Below are 18255 nucleotides of genomic sequence, written 5' to 3' on the forward strand. Positions count from 1 at the left end.
TGCTAGTTCTCAGCACCCCTATATCCTAGCTTTATAGCAAAGCATTATAAAATGATCCCAAAACTCAAAGTACGTGCCACCAGCCGGCTTGTATTAGAAGCAGCATTACCATTATACAACACTGCATTACAACAACAGTATATTGATGCAATAGATTTTAGTGAAACCAGCCGACTGTTGTATGAACTGAAATTACACTATCCACCGTTTATTGAGATTATTAAGTTAAGAAAGTTAGGAATACGACACTTACTGAATGAGGCATTATCTCTGCATCCAATTCAACAAATTGTGATCCTGGGGTCGGGGTTAGACCCATTATCACTCTATTTATTGGAAAATTATCCACAGTTGAGAAATATTATAGAAGTTGATAATGGATATATCGCGGAAAAACGGGCTATCTATGATACAATTCTTCCCGAACAAAACCTTATTCATTTTGCACCTTGCGATATTACGGATACATCACTGCTTTGGAGTTCACTTATAAACAATGGATATGACCCAACATCACCTGTAATAATAGTATTTGAAGGTATAATTCACTATATCAGTTCAGAGGCTTTTTCAAAAGTTATGCAACTGTTTCAAAGCCCCCGGCACATGAATCTGGTGATGCTGGATTATACACTTTCTGTTGAAGAAGTACCGAAGGCACAACAGGCAATCCATGAAGGCGTGTTAAATATGCTTGCATCAAATTTACCTGAACCACTTAAAGTATTTAGCAGGCATCAAATGAATGCAATACTAAAGTCGCTGCATGCAACCTCCATCAATAGAGCTTCCATTCACCTACTGGAAAAATTGTATAGCCAGTCAACCCATTTTCCGGTGGATGGAGAAGGAGGCCTTGAATTAATAAGCTTTTATCTTTAGATCCTCCACCAGGCATCCTGTGGATAATTGGAACCTACTATTACGGGTTGTCCTATTTTGGGAGTAGTAACCAGTAAATGTTTTTCAGCTGCAGCTCTGGTAACCCGTTCCGGCGATTCGTTCCAGGGATGGACAGACAATGCAAATTTACCCCAGTGAACGGGTAGTAGTGCTTTTGCTTGTAGGTCGATCGCCGCTTCCACAGTTTCTTCAGGCATCATGTGTATATATGGCCAATATTCATTGTATTGCCCGTTTTCCAGGATAACCAGGTCGAATGGCCCGTATTTATTCCCAATCTCTTTAAAATGAGAGTCGTAGCCCGAATCTCCTCCCAGGAAGAGATTATAGCCAAAAATCCTGAGTACAAAGGAAGCCCAGAGGCTACCACCACGTTTTAATCCCCGACCCGAGAAATGCCTTGCCGGTGTGGCGGTGATATTAATCTCATCCTGTACCTGATTACTTTCCCACCAATCCATTTCTGTAATTATGTCTGCGCTGAAAGCATCGATTAAATCTTTAGCAACGCCTAAAGGAGTGTAAACAGATTTTACCTTTCCTGAAAGCTGGGCCAACGTTTTTTTATCGAGATGATCATAATGATTATGTGTAATAATCAGCATATCAATTTCCGGCATATCAGAAGCCCGGTAGGTGTTGGTGCCAGGAAATGCCTTGATCATGAAGCTAAAGGGGGCTGCACTACCGCTAAACACGGGGTCTACAAGGATTGTGAAATCATGTACTTTAATAAAGTAGGAAGAATGGCCAAACCATACAATGGTTGGAGCATCCGCTTTTAGTGTATGCAAGTCGGTTTTTACAACTGGTAAGGGGAAACCAGGTTTTACATCAGAAGGTCTGTTTAAGCTCCTTTTGAGCATGTCTATATATGTAACATTCTCTGGCTTCATTGGGGTTACAGACAAATTTCTAAATGCCCCGTTTTGGAAGTGCAGAGAGTGTTTTATTCTATCAGAAGTTGACTTTTGATCCATATTTTAAAGTTAAGAAGTCTTTTGCTGATAGAGAGGACGAATAGATAGCTGAAATATTTTAATAGGTTACTTGAAATTAATATTTATTAATTTTGTGGCCCTCATATCTAACCGCATGTTAGCAGATATTCACAACGAAGCGGCTGCCAGGGAATACCGTATCGCTACTTCTGTTTTTTTCTTTATTTCGGGATTGGGCTATTCGTCATGGGCCTCCCGGATTCCATCCATTCAACATCAGTTGCATCTTAATGATGCGCAATTAGGCGGAATACTGTTTGCGCTACCAATTGGTTTAATGCTGACCATGCCCGTTACGGGCCTGTTGTTAGGTAACTACAGCAGCCGCAAGATTATGATCCTGGGTGCCATGGCTTTTAATGTGGTGCTAAGTTTACCCGGATTTACAACCAGTGCCTGGCAATTGGCGCTCATCTTATTTTGCTTTGGATCAACACGTAACCTGCTGAATTTATCTGCCAATGCGCAGGCGGTGCAGGTACAGCGTTTATTTCCACGGTCTATCATGACCACCTTTCATGGTATCTGGAGCATAGCCGGATGTACGGGAGCTGCTATCGGGTATTTGATGGTATCGATGAATGTTGCACCCTCCTGGCATTTATTCACCGTTAGTTTATTGCTTCTGGTATTTACTATTTACTATTATCCTAAAACATATCCTGATGAGCCTGTAAAACAACTTGTAAAAAAGCCTGCTTTTTCATTGCCCGATAAATCGCTGCTTCGTTACAGTCTGATTTGTTTTGCTTGCATGGCTACCGAAAATGTAATGTATGATTGGAGTAGCTTATATTTTGAGAAGATAGTAGGAAGCGGTAAAGCGGTATCAGTGGCGGCATTTGCCATATATATGGCAGCCATGACCACCGGACGGTTCGCAGGTGATAAATTGGTTAAGCGGTGGGGAATCCAACCTATATTACTATACAGTGGCTGGCTTATTTTAATAGGTTTATTATTATCGGCAGCATTACCATATGCGGTTACTGCAGGTATCGGATTTATTTTTACAGGATTAGGCGTTGCCTGTGTGGTACCGCTAATATTCAGTCTGGCAGGTAAATCAAAAAATACAAACAGTGGTCAAACACTTGCGGCTATTTCCACGATTGGCTACCTTGGATTTCTGCTTGTACCTCCATTTATTGGGTTTATTGCGCAAGCAACCAGTCTGAGAGTTGCATTTACCTTAATGGCAATTTGCGGAGCAATGATAGTACTGATGGCTCCGGGCCTGAAAAAAGTTGAAAAATCATCAACCTAAAAAAATCATCAACCTAAAAAATTAATAAGCGAAGATCAGGAATGACCTTCGCTTATTTTATTAGAATCTATGCTTGATTTTTAACACTACTCAGTTACAATTTTACGTACACAGTTATTGTTTTTATCAATAACATATGCCACACCGTTTTTATCTACAGTTACGCCAGTAGGGCTGCTAAAGGCTGCTGCCTCTCCAATACCCTCCGTATAACCTGCCGTATTACTACCTGCCAGCGTCTTCACCAGCCAGGTATTAGCCTCGATATAACGAATACTCTGATCAGGGCTATACAGACTTCCATCCCAGGTTCCATTACCTGCAACATAAAGATTTCCATCGTTATCGACAGCCAGCCCCCATGGATTTGCAAATTTAGCCTGGGTTCCAGGGCCATTTGCATAACCAGCTACCCCTTGTTGACCCGCAATAATCGAATTATCATATGTATCTGCCTGCAGCTTTCTGATTACGTGATCTCCATTACAGGAAACAAACAGGTTACCGCTATTATCACAGGCAATACCAGCAGGATATGATAAGTTACCAGCTACCTCCGTATTTCCTTTGGTAAGATTAAAAACCTTTCCGGATTCACAGGCAGTATAGTACAGATCTCCATTCCTTAAATCGGCTGTAATACCCCAGGGACTTCCATTGCCCCAACCTATAGTTGTTGCCTGCCCTTCAGGTGTAACTTTTCGTATATCCCAATTACCCGGATCAGTAACATAAATATTACCATCCTTACCCATTGCTAACCCGTATGGTAAACTAAACAAGGCAGAAGCTCCACTCCCTTCCTGATATCCGGAAGTTCCGGGATTTCCAGCAAGTACGGTTACCATCCCTGTATTATCAATCCTTCTGATACAGTGATTTCCGGGATCTGCTATATAAATATTGCCTTTATCATCAGTTACAATACCTAAACTCCGATACCAGTATTGTCCGCTAAAATCAAACATCGCGTCTTTACCTGCTCCATTGGCAAATCCTGCCTTACCGTTACCGGCAATGGTTGTAACCCTGCTCGTATATATGTAGGTATAATCTGTACTGCTAACAACACTGTCTTTACCAATTGTTACCACCACCTTTCCTGATCCGCATCTCTTAGGTATTATGGCCATGATCTGCTTTGTATTGGAATTTACAATCGTGCAGCGTTTACCATTGACAGTAACCGAAATCTGAGAAGTATCGGAAGAAAAATTATTCCCGGTAATAAGTATTTCGGTGCCCCAACCACCAACCGCCGGAAGATATTCACTTATACTCATTGGCTCTCCGGCAGCATGTGCCAGATCCTTATCTTTTCCGCAACCGGTGAAAAGCGCAACTGCCAATACACCAGTTATGATATATGAATTAAATAATCTGATCATCGTAGAAATTTGATTATACATTGAAAAAATTACCAACCAGGATTCTGAACCAATGAACGGTCTCTTTCTATATCCTGCTGTTGAATTGGGAACAGGTACATTCTGTCGTTCCAGAAACGTTTCTGGAATACTGTTCTCTTATAAAAATCTGCATATCCGAAACCAACACCATTATCGTTACTATAAACATTCATCCCGTAAATGGTTTGGTTTTCAGGTTTACCCAATTCCTGGCGGCGGATCAATGTATAAAATCTGTCGCCTTCAAAACACATTTCTACCTGGCGCTCCCGTATAATTTGCGCTCTCATTTTATCCTTGTTTCCTACAGCATCAGGATACACTGTTTCAATACCAGGTAAGCCACCACGTTGACGAATCATATTGAGGTAGGTAACGATATCAGGATTTCCGGGATCGTATTCGTTCAATGCTTCTACATAGTTGAGAATTATTTCAGCATACCGTATCAGAATGTATGGACAACGATATGAACCAGCACCCATAGCTCTGAGGTTATCATCCGGACTTATATACTTAGCAGGTAAATAACCTGTCAGGTCTTTATTGTTCATAGTTTTCTGACCAGATTTTCCTGTGAAGTAAAACTCCTGACGTCCATGGCCATCAATATTTCCATCTGAAGAATAATAATTCTTATCATCTAAGGTTACAGCCGGAATAACTGGTCGACCATTGTAACAGATATTAGAATAAAAGCGAGGCTCACGATTTGCATACATGCTCCAGTCGCCCTTTTGCTGTTCCCAGTAATTAGCGCCATTCTGAGAAACGAATCCTGTTTCCTGGTAATTGGAAGTAGCATCACTAATCTCTTTACCATCTTTCATTCTGAATGCATCTACCAGATTTTGTGTAGCATTGTACATATTGTAACCAGCCGGGCCGGGAGAAGAGCAGATTACCCAACTCCACCAATTCCAATTCATAGACCCCATTATGATTTCATTATTCCAGGAGGTAAGAAACAGATCCCGAACAGATAAGTACGGATCAAATGAAGTTCCTCCGTTATCAAGGTTTGTAAAAAGTTTGTAGTGACCTGAATCAATGATTGCTTTAGATCTTTCTGCTGCAATCTTCCATTTATTCTGATCATAGGTTGCAGGTGCTAAAGCTGTACCGTCCGGATTTTTGAAGTTGGCAAATCTTGAGTTACCATTCCATAAAGGGTTTGCAGCCCAAAAAGCTACTAAGGCTTTTACTGCATAACAGGCACCCCTTGTAACACGTCCGTTATTGTTTGATGAGCTCCAGACATATGGGAGTCCAGGTGCCGCCTTGTCCATAATCTCATTGATGTAGGCAACGCAATCATCGAACGGAATACGCGGATATTTATGATAATCATCGTCCTGACTTAAAACACCTGTTACTTTAACGAACGGACCGTATTGTCTGAGTAACATCCAATAGAAGTAGCCTCTTAAAAAGATAGCTTCTGATTTATATTGTTGCTTCAGCTCATCGCTCAGTTGCTCGGAAGGCACTTTATCTATATTCTGCTCAAAAATATAAGACTTACGAATACCTGCATAATAGCCACCCCAGTTGTAGTAGATCCAGTCATTGGCACTCCAATTGCCCCCCACCATGTTACGCACCGGAACACCCGGGAAACCACAGGAAATCTCATCCGATGCCCCTATATTGGCATAGTCACCACCTGCCTGGCGATAGGAATAAACATTGGCTAAATAGCCTTCAGCATTCGCTCTGGTCAACCATAGCTGATCATCGCCCAACAAGTTATCCGGTTTCTTGTCTAAATACTTAGTACAAGCCCCCAAACCAACAATAGTCAGAAAGCTGAAAATATAAAGTAGTTGATGATATCTGAACATAAGTAAATTCATTTAAACATTAAAACTGTGCTCTCAAGCCTAACGTTACTGTTTTAGTAAAAGGATACTTGGCAGCATTATTACCTAACTCCGGATCCCACAATTTAAACCTGGAGAAGGTAAGCATATTGGTTGCACCGGTATAAACCTGCAAACTGCTGATACCCTTACGTTTCATGGCAGCAGTAATAATTGAATAACTTAAAGTTGCCTGTCTTAATCTGAGGAAACTACCATCACGCAACCACCAATCGCTATTCACATAGTTGTTGTCGCTCCCATTGGTAATTGTGATACGTGGATAATGTACATTCTGACTTGGATTTTCAGGAGTCCAGCGATTCAATACGTCACTGATTATAGCTGCAGGATATTGGCCCATACCTGTGAAAGGAACAACTCCAACACCTGGTGTTCCATAATCTTCGAAACTGATATCCTGTCCATTCGCCATAATCGCAACATCTGCAACACCTGCAAAAACAGCCGACAATTCAAATCTTTTATATCCCAGATTAAATCCAAAACCATAAGACCATTTAGGAAAAGTAGATTTACCCAGATAGGTTTTGTCGCTGCCATCTACTCTGCCATCGCCGTTTAAGTCTGCATACTTAATATCACCAGGATATAAAACATCTCTGAACTGTTTAGGATTATTTTGCACATCATCCTTATTCACAAATAGCCCCAAACTTTTATATCCTTCTAATTCACCATACATATATCCGGATGTTGGATAATAGGAATAGAGCGATTTAGGCCGGTCTGCATTTACAATTTTATTCTTAGCATAGGTAACATTACCGAATACACGAAGCGAAACATCTTTACCTAACTGTTCGGTATACTCAATACTACCATCCATACCTCTGTTATCCATTTCCCCGATATTTCCATAGATCGTTAAATCTGAATAACCACCAATTGGAGAAATAGAATTACGAAGTACCAGAATGGAAGATCTTTGATCTCTGAATGCATCTACTACCAGGTTGAATTTGTTGAACAAGCCAACTTCCAGACCGAAGTTTGTTTTAGCAGATTTTTCCCAGGTAAGGTTTTCTGTACCGATTACTTTTGTGGCAATTCCTCCTGTAAAAACCGGAGATCCGGTGCTTCCAAATGACTGGCCGGAAGCTCCATCATAATAAGTCAGGTAGCCAAACCTGTCGTTATTTCCAATCTGATCATTACCTGTCATACCGTAAGAAGCCCTTACTTTCAACAGGCTGATAGTTTTCGAAACAGCATCGAAGAAGGGTTCTTTAGAGATAACATACCCTACTGAAGCAGCAGGAAAGTATCCCCAACGTTTGCCGGGAGCAAAGTTTTCAGAACCTGTAGCTCCCATATTTACTTCCGCCAGGTATTTATCCATAAAGGAATAAGTAACCCTTGCAGCCGCACTCTGATTGCGGAAAGGAATAGATAATTTCAGATTACCTGCAGAACCAATCAATCTGTTTCTGATGCTTCCTACTACCAAACCACCTATATTATGTTTGCCAAAGCTTCTGTCGTAATTCAGATTCCCTTCGAGGTACATCATCCTTTCTCCGGAAGAGGACGAACTATATGGCAGGTAGTTGACACCTTGTCTTACCAGCGAATAAATAAGCGAGCCATCAGGATTACGGCCAGATGCATTATAAAGATCATTCGGACCTTTTCTACTGTTATCAAACTCACTGTACGTATCAAAAGAAAAACGTGCAGTTGCACTAAGTCCTTCAGTGATAGCATCCAGTTTTTGATTCAGGGATAATACTGATTGTATTGTAGGTCTGAATTCGGTGCTGTAACCAGAATTCTGAACCATATTAAATGGATTATTACCACCATTATTGGTAGGGCCAGAATTTCTATCAGGATATTTTACAGGAAGCATTATTGGATTAGCAGCATAGGTAGAATACCAGATACCTTTGGCCGGGAAGCCAGGATAACGGGTATTTACCAACATGGAAGAAAGGTTAAGCGATAATAAGGTTGTTTTGGTTAAATTGAGGTCTACATTGCTCCTGAAATCATAGCGTTTAAAATTCAGGTTGGGATTATATCCATTTATTTTAGTTACATTATATTGTCCATCCTGGTTATAGAACGACATGGATACATAGTATCTCATTGCCTCTCCACCTCCACTGACATTCACATTTGTATTGGCCATTGAAGCCCATTTCTTATAAACTGTATTAACCCAGTCAACATTCGGATAGAGATACGGATCCAGTCCACTCTCCGTTTTCCTGATAGTTTCTTCTGTATAAACCGGCGAATTATTATCATTAACTCTGGCTTCATTATAGAGTTTCATATAGTTAACACCATCCAGCATTTTAGGTAGCACTGCAAAGCCACTTAAGCCGGTTTCTGCTTTGGCAGATACTTTTGGTTTGCCTGCAATCCCTTTCTTGGTAGTGATGATCAACACTCCATTTGCGCCTTTAGCACCGTATACAGCTGTCGCAGATGCATCTTTCAGTAAAGAGATACTTTGAATATCTTCAGGATCAATATTATTAAAAGCACCACCATAGGTACTGTTTACATCTTCACGTTGCACTCCATCTACAATGATTAACGGAGATTTATTACCCATAAAAGTTCCGATACCACGAATAGTAAAAGTAGGGGCATCATAACCAGGTTCGCCTCCATTTGTTTGCATGGAGATAACACCTGCAACTCTTCCTACCAATGCATTGGTTAATGAAGGTACCGGCGATTTCATATCGGCCATATTTACAGAGGATACAGCACCGGTAACGGTTACTTTCTTCTGGTTACCGAAACCAACAACTACTACTTCATTGAGTTTGTCGACTTTCGCTGTCAGAGTAACTTTCAAGGTTTTTTGGCTGCTGATTTTCACTTCTTCAGCGTTCATTCCAATCATTCCTATTTTCAGTACATCCTCTTTATTTGCTTTAATGGAGAATACCCCCATAACATCGGTAACGGTTCCCTGTGAGGTTCCTGTAATAGCTATGGTAGCACCGGGAAGCGGATTTCCATCGGGGTCCATTACAATACCACGCACTAACCAGGCCTCCTGAGTTGTCTCCTGCGGTTGAGTTGTGGCGGAAGGAGATGCAGGTAATAGTTCTTTTTTGTCGAGCACAATCCTGTTACGTTGCAGTACGTAATTAATGTTTTTGTTTTTGAAGATGAAGCTCAGTACATCATTCAGTTTGGCTTGTTGAAAATTCAGAGAGATTTTTTCTCCATCGTTCAGTAGCTGGTTACTGTAAACCAGAGTGAGGCCAGTTTGTTTCTTAATGGCCCTGAATACTTGTACTAAAGGAACTTCATTACCAGTAATAGTAACAATAGACTGCAGGGAAGGCGTATTGGTTTGTGCAGCAGATGGCCATGTGACCAGCAAGCTACATAACAATAGCAACATCGCTATCCCTGGTTGATAGCGCATAGTTTTTCTCATTCGGGAATTATTACAAGTTAAAGTGGCATGCGGGTCGATAACCGATGCTTTTCGAAATAACTACTTGTATTTATATAAAACGGGTGACAGTGATTCAAAAAAAAAATTACAAGCGAATCAGAATTTCTTTATCCTTTACTGTAAAATCAATACTGGCAGTAGTTTTAAGATCTGAAAGAAAGTCCTCTAATCTGTTTCTATCCATTAAACCGGTAATATAGCGATCTATTGGCTCTTTAGATTCTATCCTGAATTTTACGCCGTAGAAACGGCTGGCTTCATCCAGTAAATTGGCCAATGGCATTTTATGATAATAATAAATTCCATTTCTCCAGCTCAGTACTTCTTCCTCATCAAATTTCCCTGTAGTGAATCCGTTACTCTGGCTATATTCGGCCATCATACCGGGCTTCAGATCTTCCTCAGTACCATTTCGATTATTGGTTTTCACACGGCCATCCACCAACGCCGTTTTTACTTTGCCGGCATTATAGGTATTAACATTAAAAGATGTTCCTAACACCTGGATGGTAGTTAACGGAGTATTGACAATAAAAGGTTTTCCGGCATCTGTTGCTACTTTAAAAAAAGCTTCTCCTTCTATTGAAACTGTACGTTTGCCCACAAAGCTAAATGGAAAACGTAGTTTACTACCAGCATTTAGCCATACCTCAGTACCATCGGAGAGTTTGATCATATACGTTTGTCCGTCGGGTACAGAGAGTGTATTTATTGCCGTATCAGTAGAAGCATATTGCAAACTACCGTTACCAGTTGTAAGGGTAGTATTTTTTAAAGCTATGGTTTGTTGAACGCTATCTTTTTTTAATTCGATGACCCCTTCCTGACTTATTAATTTTATTGTTTCTTTTTTCGGGAGATCAAGAGAAGTTATTGATTTTGATGTTTTGGGGTTTTCGAATACCCAATAGGCTGCTACGGATAGTAGCAGGAGGAATGAAGCAGCGGCAAGAAATTTATATTTTGAATTCGATTTTTTCCTGTTGAATTTTATAGATTGAAGAGCATAATCGGAGTTAATACTTTCCAGGTATGAGGAAGCATTCATTTGTTTTCCTTCTTCTTCCAACTGTTCCCATTGGCGACGAAAATCTTCGTCGTTCTGTCGCCACTGCTCTACCTGCCGGGCTTCCTCAGGTGATAAGGTGCCAGACAAATATTGTATATATAGTTCTAAAATTCTTGAGTATTCCATCTTCATTAATTAATAACCCTTACTTACAAAAGTCAGTCTTAATACCTTTAATCCTCTTTTCAGATGAGTTTTAAAGGAATTGATACTGATCCCCATCTCATCGGCAGCTTCCTGGTATCGTTTACCCTGAATATACACCATTTGCAGCGCTGATTTTTTCTGAGTAGCCATATCGTCAATTGCCGCCAGCACTTGTTTGTAATAATCGGGCGACCGCTCATCTAATCCGGGTAAGCAGGCATCATCCTGTAATTGGGTGAAAGCATTTTTATTTTCCTGTTCCGTTTTGCGTTTTTTCAGGAAAGTAAGGCAACGGTTACGGACCGACTGGAAAAGATATCCTTTTATCTCCCCGTTGAAGTGGAGATAAAGTTTTTTATCCCAGATATCCAGGAAGAAGGTTTGCACCAGGTCACTGGCTTCAGCTTCATCTTTAAGTAGCCAGAAGGCGTTCAGGCATAGTGGCTTGTGATATTTAAGGAATAGTTCATCATACGCGTTGACATCACCTTCCTTTAGACGTTGTACCAGTAGAGTATCTGAATAGTCCATGTAACAAGAAAAGCCTTATTATAAAATAATTGTCTTAAGTAATTCCATCCGGGAATAGTCAGCATGGTTGAAGATCCTTGCTTCTTCCATTGTTCACATTCATTAAATTAGCTTAGTTCTAAGCAGTTGACTTTGGTCGTAAATCTGTTAGTAAAGTAAAAAGAATTTTAAAGAAAATCCAAAAAAAATGGAAAAGCCCTGGTAAATAGTACCAGAGCTTTTGTTTTCAAGGGGTTTCAGTAGATAGTTATAACTTAAAGAAGATCTTGCGTTTATAGAGCCAGTAACACAATCCCCATTCCAGCAGCAGTACTGTGAATGCAGATATGACATCTCCGATTTCCATTGGAATACTTACCAGGTTAGTGAATCCAGTCACAAAAATGGCAACAGTATCATTAACCCATCGGTGGCCAACTGTTTCAAAAAACAGGTAGATGAAAATAGCATTCATTCCTATTACGGTAGCTATCCAGGCGTACTTCTGGTATTTTCGTACGTCTATCAGCCAGTACAGGATTGCCAGTACAATCATCACGTATCCGCCGGAGGCTAATACAAATGAAGCGGTGGCAATACGTTTTATTATAGGAGTGATCCCTGCATAATCGAGGGTATATCCTGCTATTAATCCAATAACACCTGCTATAAGTAAAGTAGAGATTTTCTTTGCAGCAGAAGCGTTGCTGATCAGCAACTTACCTGCTAACACGCCCCAGATAGTATGGGCGGCAGTTGGCACAAAATTAATGGTTACCCACCCATGTGCATTGATTTTCCCCATCAGGATCATATCCATCCATGCTCCGAAATTATGCCCCTCAGTAAACAACTCCTCGTACCCCGGCATCAAAATGAAACGATAGGCAAGATCTGTGGCCAGCAATAATAATAAGCTAATCATTAACTGAAAAGCATATGAACGGCGTATGATCAGATAAGCAATGAGAGTAGTAACAGACAGTTGCGTCAATACATTCCATAACTCCCAAACTAACCGACCGGCATATACGCAATGCAAAGCCGTGCCAAATATAAACAACTTTAGACAACGTAAAGCAATATGTTTAAAGTTTTGTGACCAGGTAATGCCTTTTTCTGTTTTATAATAATAAGAAATATACATGGCAGATCCGGCCATAGTCATAAATGCGGGTTGGATGCAATCCCATGCTCTCAACCCATTCCAGGGATGATGAAAAAATTGCTCCAATACTTTAGCAGCAAAACCTGTAGGTTGCAAATCGTCAAACGACGCATAAACACGCGCACTTTCAGCGGCAAGGAAGATCATGATAAGACCACGCATTACATCGAGCGATGTTAAACGGGTGTTGGCATTGGTTGATAAACTCATGGTTTATATTATAAGCTTAAAGTAATTTTTTTCTTTCATATCTGCAAGGGGTTTCTCGCAAAGCGGCAAAGATTAATATTAAGAAGCAAAGGACTTTTTTAAGATTTTTAAGGATCGAAGCGAATATTATTAAGAACTACTGACTGGTTATTATTATTATTGAAACCAATTGGAAGTCTTTATAATATTCTTCATCCCTTAAAAGCTTAAAAAAGTCCTTTGCTTCTTAATATTAATCTTTGCGCCTTTGCGAGAAATCATATTACTGTGGTGCATGTACACTTACCCACCAACGACGCTCCGGTAAGTTACCCATAGTAAGTTCCAATACCCCTCCATCCATCAATTGCTGGTGGGTGAAGAACGGGGAACTCAGATCCTCCCCATTTAACCTGGCCCGCTGAATATATTTATTAGTTGCGGAACTATTCTTTGCCAGAATAGTAAAATTCTTACCATTGGGTAACTGAATATTCACTTTACTGAAAACCGGACTACCAATAGTATAGATAGGAATACCGGGTGTTACCGGATAAAAGCCCATAGAAGAAAAAACAACAAAAGCACTCATTCCTCCCCCATCTTCATCTCCCGGAATTCCAAATACATTATCCTTAAACCATAGGTCTAATAGTTGTCTAATTCTCTTTTGAGTTTTCCAGGCAGCACCTACATAATTATACAGGTAAGGAATATGAAACCCTGGTTCATTACCCATAGAATACTGGCCTACAAGGCCTGTAGCATCCGGAAACATATGCCAGAACTCATACTTTGATGTACCCAATCCTGTTCGGAATAGTTCGTCCAGCCTGGCTTCAAATGCCTTTTCTCCACCCATCAGCTTTATAAGAGCCGGTATATCCTGCTGCACCTGCCATAGGTACGTCCACCCATTATTCTCATCATAATATGCTCTGCCTCCCGGACCTCCATCCAATGCCGGGTTAATATCAATCCATTCTCCTTTTGCATCTTTAGGTAAGAAGAACTTATTTTCATTGTTCCAAAGATTCCTGTAATTGGTGCTACGGCCTGCAAAAAGCGCGGCATCATCACTTTTCTTCAGTGCTACTGCTAATTGCGACAAAGCCCAATCGTCGTAACTATGACCTAACGTAACAGCTACAGACTGTCGTTTTTCAAACACATCTACTTCGGATACAGTTTCCGGCTGGTCTGGTCTTAATGCCGGGAAATATCCATTTTTATAATAAAAGCTATCCAGGCTGCATGCCGGCCCATTACGCCAGGGCAGCATAGTAGCTGCAACCGCATTTTTTCTGAGCCCTTCATACACCTCTTCCAGCGAATCTATCTTTAGTCCTTTTTTATAGGCATCCAGAAAAATAATTGTACTGTGGAATCCATTCATACAAGGATGATCCCCGAATATTCTTGGAAATGTTGGCATCCATCCACTTTGCCTGTACATCTGCAGGTATGAAGAGAGCATTTCTTCTTCAAGTTTTGGATTCAATATCATTCTGAGCGGATGCAAGGCCTGATAGGTATCCCAGGCTGCATCATCTACATAAAAAGATGTATGCGTTACATTTACTTTCTTGTTATAACCACTATAGTATAATGTATCTTCAGCTATATCCACCATTCTTTCGTTGCAGCGATACAAGGCGGTGTAAAATGATCTTCTTTGTGCATCTGTGCCTCCTTCTACTGAAATCTGGTTTGTAATATTCTTCCATTGCAGACGGCCACTTTCACAAATCGATTCAAAACTTTTACCATTAATTTCTTTTTCAAACAGGTGTTTTGCATTTTCGAGGCTTACATAGGAGATAGCATATTGTAAGGTTACAATATTTTTATCTTCCGGAAATTTCAGGTATTGAAGAGTATCCGCAATTAGTCCTGAAGTAGCTTTTACATTGAATTTTCCATATAAAAAAACCGGTACATCATTGTGAAATGTAGTGTAGGCGGTAATCTGATCATCTTTGACCTGATAGCCGTTAGCTGCCATAATAAGTTGATGTGGCATCTTCCCGGGATAAGTAAATTTATACATGCCTGTTTTAGCACCCGGACTAAATTCTACTGTCACATTTTCTTCTATCAAAGTTGTCTTATAGTACCAGGGATGAATAATTTCCAGGTCATGATCATAGGTTAGATTTCTTGTCCACTCAGCGGGCTTCAAACAGGCAACGGAGGGTTTTACAATAAATACCGGCCCCTGATTATGCCCTGTAACCTGTAATGGGAACCCAGAGATCTGATCGTCAGTATAGTCTTTGCGTAGTGGAAAGGTACGGATCATCTGATTAGGCAGATGGATGATCGGCCTGGTTGGCTGCAGAATAGGAGCAATATTACCAATTGTTGGGTCGATATAGTTTTCTGCTTCTGTGGTGGAATTATTTGAACAGGCACAGAAGAAGAGCAATCCTGTTAGCAGGATAGGATAAAAAGGAAGATGCATAGGTGCCCTATAATAAAACGGGCCTGCAATTGCAGGCCCGAAAGAGTAATTAAATTAATTATTTCTTACTCCATGTAATGGTTGCCATTACAGGGAAGTGATCAGAAGGTTCTCTTGCAACATACTTAGAGAGCGAAACTTCTTTAGGGAAATTAGCAGAATTCTCCTTAGTACCTTCTTCCCTTTTGCTGCGATAAGTATCTGTTAGAATACCATAACGGGTTACAGAGAATTTATTGGAAAGGAAGATATGATCTATGCGGCTATCTGTTTTACTATCTGTTTTGAAAGCATTAAATGTTCCATTCAGAGCATAACGAATAGGGCTAAGTTCATATGAATCCCGCAATACTCCTGATTTTTCAAGAACAGCGTAAGAATCGCTGGTTTGATCTACGTTAAAGTCGCCAGTTAGTATAACAGGTTGACCACCTGTCATTTCTTTAATTTTAGCGAGAATTAGTTTGGAGCTTTCCGAACGGGCTTGTACTCCAATGTGATCCATATGCAGATTAAAGAAATAGAAGGTCAGACCAGATTTAAGATCACGAAACTGTCCCCAGGAGCAAATTCTTGGTAATGCAGCATCCCATCCTTTATTAGGTTTATCTGTAGTTGTAGACAACCAGAAATCACCTTTCTTCAACAATTTAAAACGATTAGTTTTAAAGAAGATAGCGGAGTATTCACCGGCTTGCTGACCATCGTCACGGCCAATACCAATGTAATCATAATTTGGCAGGCTGTTTTTCAGATCTTCCAATTGATGGTGAAGACCTTCCTGCGTTCCGAAAATATCGAAATCATGGAATTGGATCAGCGAAGCAATTACCGGAAATCTTTGTTTCCAGCCATTACCCTCACGTGCATCTTCCGTATTACTATCGTTACGTAAGTTGTAAGTCGCCACATTCATCTGTTGCGCAATCAGGCATTGAACACTGCATACAAAGGCTAATGCCAGTAGAAGGAACTGTTTCTTCATCTTTTATAATATTGATTATTTAGTGTCCCAAATTGGATTTTGATCCAGTTGTGTATTCAACAACAACTCTGTATAAGGAATTGGATACAGATATTTATAATCCTGCCAATCTTTCTTGATATTATCCAACCAACGAACTTCTCCGTAGGTATCATGAGATAATCTCTGTGGATTGTCTTTATCCCCTAGTTTAGCAGCTACATTTATATATGTAACACCGGCGATAGGATTTGCAGGAGCTGTTTTATAGAAGCAAACATCAGGAATACCATCTCCGGTCAGATCCATTGGTTCATCCAGTGCACGAACATAAATACCATTCCAGGATTGCATCATCAGTTCACCATGTTTCCATCTGATCAGATCTGAGAATCGGAAACCTTCCAATACCAGTTCTATTCCTCTTTCTCTTCTGATTTCCATTAATGAAGCATCCTTAACATCCCCAAAATAATTATTTGCCATGTATTGGTCAAGAACAATTGGCTTAGCGGCAATTCCGCCGGTAATACCGGCACGGGCGCGTAATGCACCTACAGTAGCACTCCAGTCGGCATCTGTCAACTCATTGAGCTCTGCTCTTGCTTCCGCATAGTTAAGCAAAATTTCAGCATATCTCATCACACAGATAGAGTTGTTATTGGTACCACCACCATCATAAACAACGTCATCCAGTGTCCATTTAATTGGCATATAACCATTATATGAGTAGGTGAAAGTAGAAGATGGTGCAACTACTTTACCATTGCTGATACGGGTATAACCAGGAGTACGAATGGTTTGTTTCAGACGCAAATCACGGTTCTGCGTTTCTTTGATAAATGGTAAAGTATCATATCTGTCGATGTTGGTAAATGGAGTTCCATCAACATTCAGATAGGTATTTACAAAAGTTCTGGAAAGACTTAATCTTAAACCATAAGTTGTACTGGTATACCACCAATTCGCATCATTCATAACGCTCAGGGCAGGATCAGCCACAACAGACAACATTACTTCGGCGTTAACCGGTTTAGGGCTGATAAACAACTGACGGTAGGAAGATGAAGTACCACCACTCTGGTTCAAAGAAAATGCTTTGCTATCCATAACCACCTTAGCTGCATCAGCTGCTTTCCTCAACAGGCTGTCGGCTCCTGGTTTATCATTTTTCTGATATCTCCTCCAGGTTCCTTCAAACAGGCAAACTCTGGAAAGAAGACCATAAGCAACGTTTTTGGTAATCTGGCTGGCACTACCATCTGCTGTCAGTTGCAGGTTAGCAGTGGCATAGTTCAGATCTGCAATGATAGAATCTACCACTAAAGCACGAGGACTCTGTTTAACATATAATTCCTGATCATTAATCCCCAGCGGTTTTCCGACCCAAGGTACATTACCATAACGTTTTACTTTTTCAAAGTAGAAATATGCTCTGAAGAAGCGGGCCAATGCCTGATAATTATTACGGGTAGCCTCAGGAACTTTTGGATTGTTGTTATTGGCGATGAAATAGTTGATATTTCTTAATTGTTTCCAATCCCAACCAGTAGCGGTTCTTGGGGTATAGGCATTTTCTCGTATAAAATCATTTACAGCATTGATTACGGAGTAATCTGCCAATCCGTCTGTTCTGAATGGATCACCAATTCCTGGCAAACCATCATAGAATGAAAAGCTATATAATTTTAGACCATCTACTGTTCCGAAGATAGCGTCTTTAGTAGCGGTAGCCTGAGGACCTTGTTCCAGGTTCTTTGCACAACCAGTAAAAACTACTGATGCTAAGGCTATCCCTGCCACCCAGTTCCGGGAAATGTATTGTTGTAATTTAGATACTTTCATGACTAA

The 18255-nt window shown here is 40.4% G+C and carries 12 protein-coding genes; 2 read left to right on the forward strand and 10 right to left on the reverse strand.

Annotated features, from left to right (window positions below):
• Window positions 1–51: 51 nt before the first annotated feature.
• Window positions 52–882, forward strand: a complete 831-nt coding sequence (locus DVR12_RS21295) for a class I SAM-dependent methyltransferase (protein WP_116977829.1) — start codon at window positions 52–54, stop codon at window positions 880–882.
• Here DVR12_RS21295 and DVR12_RS21300 read toward each other — a convergent pair.
• Complete coding sequence (locus tag DVR12_RS21300) at window positions 879–1883, reverse strand: MBL fold metallo-hydrolase (protein WP_116977830.1); 1005 nt, start codon at window positions 1881–1883, stop codon at window positions 879–881. The genes DVR12_RS21295 and DVR12_RS21300 overlap by 4 nt on opposite strands.
• 115 nt (window positions 1884–1998) lie before the next feature.
• On the opposite strand from DVR12_RS21300, the gene DVR12_RS21305 reads away from it, so the two are divergent.
• Window positions 1999–3171, forward strand: a complete 1173-nt coding sequence (locus tag DVR12_RS21305; RefSeq protein ID WP_116977831.1) for an MFS transporter — start codon at window positions 1999–2001, stop codon at window positions 3169–3171.
• Window positions 3172–3257: 86 nt separating this feature from the next.
• Here the strand turns inward: DVR12_RS21305 and DVR12_RS21310 are convergent, their stop codons facing one another.
• The 9 genes from DVR12_RS21310 to DVR12_RS21350 form a co-directional block, all read right to left on the reverse strand.
• Window positions 3258–4559: an IPT/TIG domain-containing protein gene (locus DVR12_RS21310; RefSeq protein WP_116977832.1), complete on the reverse strand. Its 1302-nt coding sequence runs from the start codon at window positions 4557–4559 to the stop codon at window positions 3258–3260.
• A gap of 29 nt (window positions 4560–4588) precedes the next feature.
• Window positions 4589–6424 carry a RagB/SusD family nutrient uptake outer membrane protein gene (locus DVR12_RS21315; protein ID WP_116977833.1) on the reverse strand — a complete coding sequence of 612 codons (1836 nt, stop codon included), beginning with the start codon at window positions 6422–6424 and terminating at the stop codon, window positions 4589–4591.
• Window positions 6425–6443: 19 nt separating this feature from the next.
• Entirely contained in the window at window positions 6444–9872 is a 3429-nt protein-coding gene (locus DVR12_RS21320) for a TonB-dependent receptor (RefSeq protein ID WP_116977834.1), read from the reverse strand.
• 106 nt (window positions 9873–9978) lie between these two features.
• Window positions 9979–11088 carry a FecR domain-containing protein gene (locus DVR12_RS21325; RefSeq protein ID WP_158563332.1) on the reverse strand — a complete coding sequence of 370 codons (1110 nt, stop codon included), beginning with the start codon at window positions 11086–11088 and terminating at the stop codon, window positions 9979–9981.
• 9 nt (window positions 11089–11097) lie between these two features.
• Window positions 11098–11640: an RNA polymerase sigma factor gene (locus tag DVR12_RS21330; RefSeq protein WP_116977836.1), complete on the reverse strand. Its 543-nt coding sequence runs from the start codon at window positions 11638–11640 to the stop codon at window positions 11098–11100.
• A 247-nt stretch (window positions 11641–11887) separates the two neighbouring features.
• Window positions 11888–12997, reverse strand: a complete 1110-nt coding sequence (locus DVR12_RS21335; protein ID WP_116977837.1) for an acyltransferase family protein — start codon at window positions 12995–12997, stop codon at window positions 11888–11890.
• Between the two features lie 262 nt (window positions 12998–13259).
• Window positions 13260–15440 carry a GH92 family glycosyl hydrolase gene (locus tag DVR12_RS21340; RefSeq protein ID WP_116977838.1) on the reverse strand — a complete coding sequence of 727 codons (2181 nt, stop codon included), beginning with the start codon at window positions 15438–15440 and terminating at the stop codon, window positions 13260–13262.
• Between the two features lie 58 nt (window positions 15441–15498).
• The gene (locus DVR12_RS21345; RefSeq protein WP_116977839.1) at window positions 15499–16425 is read right to left on the reverse strand and encodes an endonuclease/exonuclease/phosphatase family protein; all 927 of its coding nucleotides are present in this window, start codon (window positions 16423–16425) and stop codon (window positions 15499–15501) included.
• A 15-nt stretch (window positions 16426–16440) separates the two neighbouring features.
• The gene (locus DVR12_RS21350; RefSeq protein ID WP_116977840.1) at window positions 16441–18249 is read right to left on the reverse strand and encodes a RagB/SusD family nutrient uptake outer membrane protein; all 1809 of its coding nucleotides are present in this window, start codon (window positions 18247–18249) and stop codon (window positions 16441–16443) included.
• Window positions 18250–18255 lie beyond the last annotated feature (6 nt).

Source organism: Chitinophaga silvatica, from assembly GCF_003419895.1.
Taxonomy (GTDB): domain Bacteria; phylum Bacteroidota; class Bacteroidia; order Chitinophagales; family Chitinophagaceae; genus Chitinophaga; species Chitinophaga silvatica.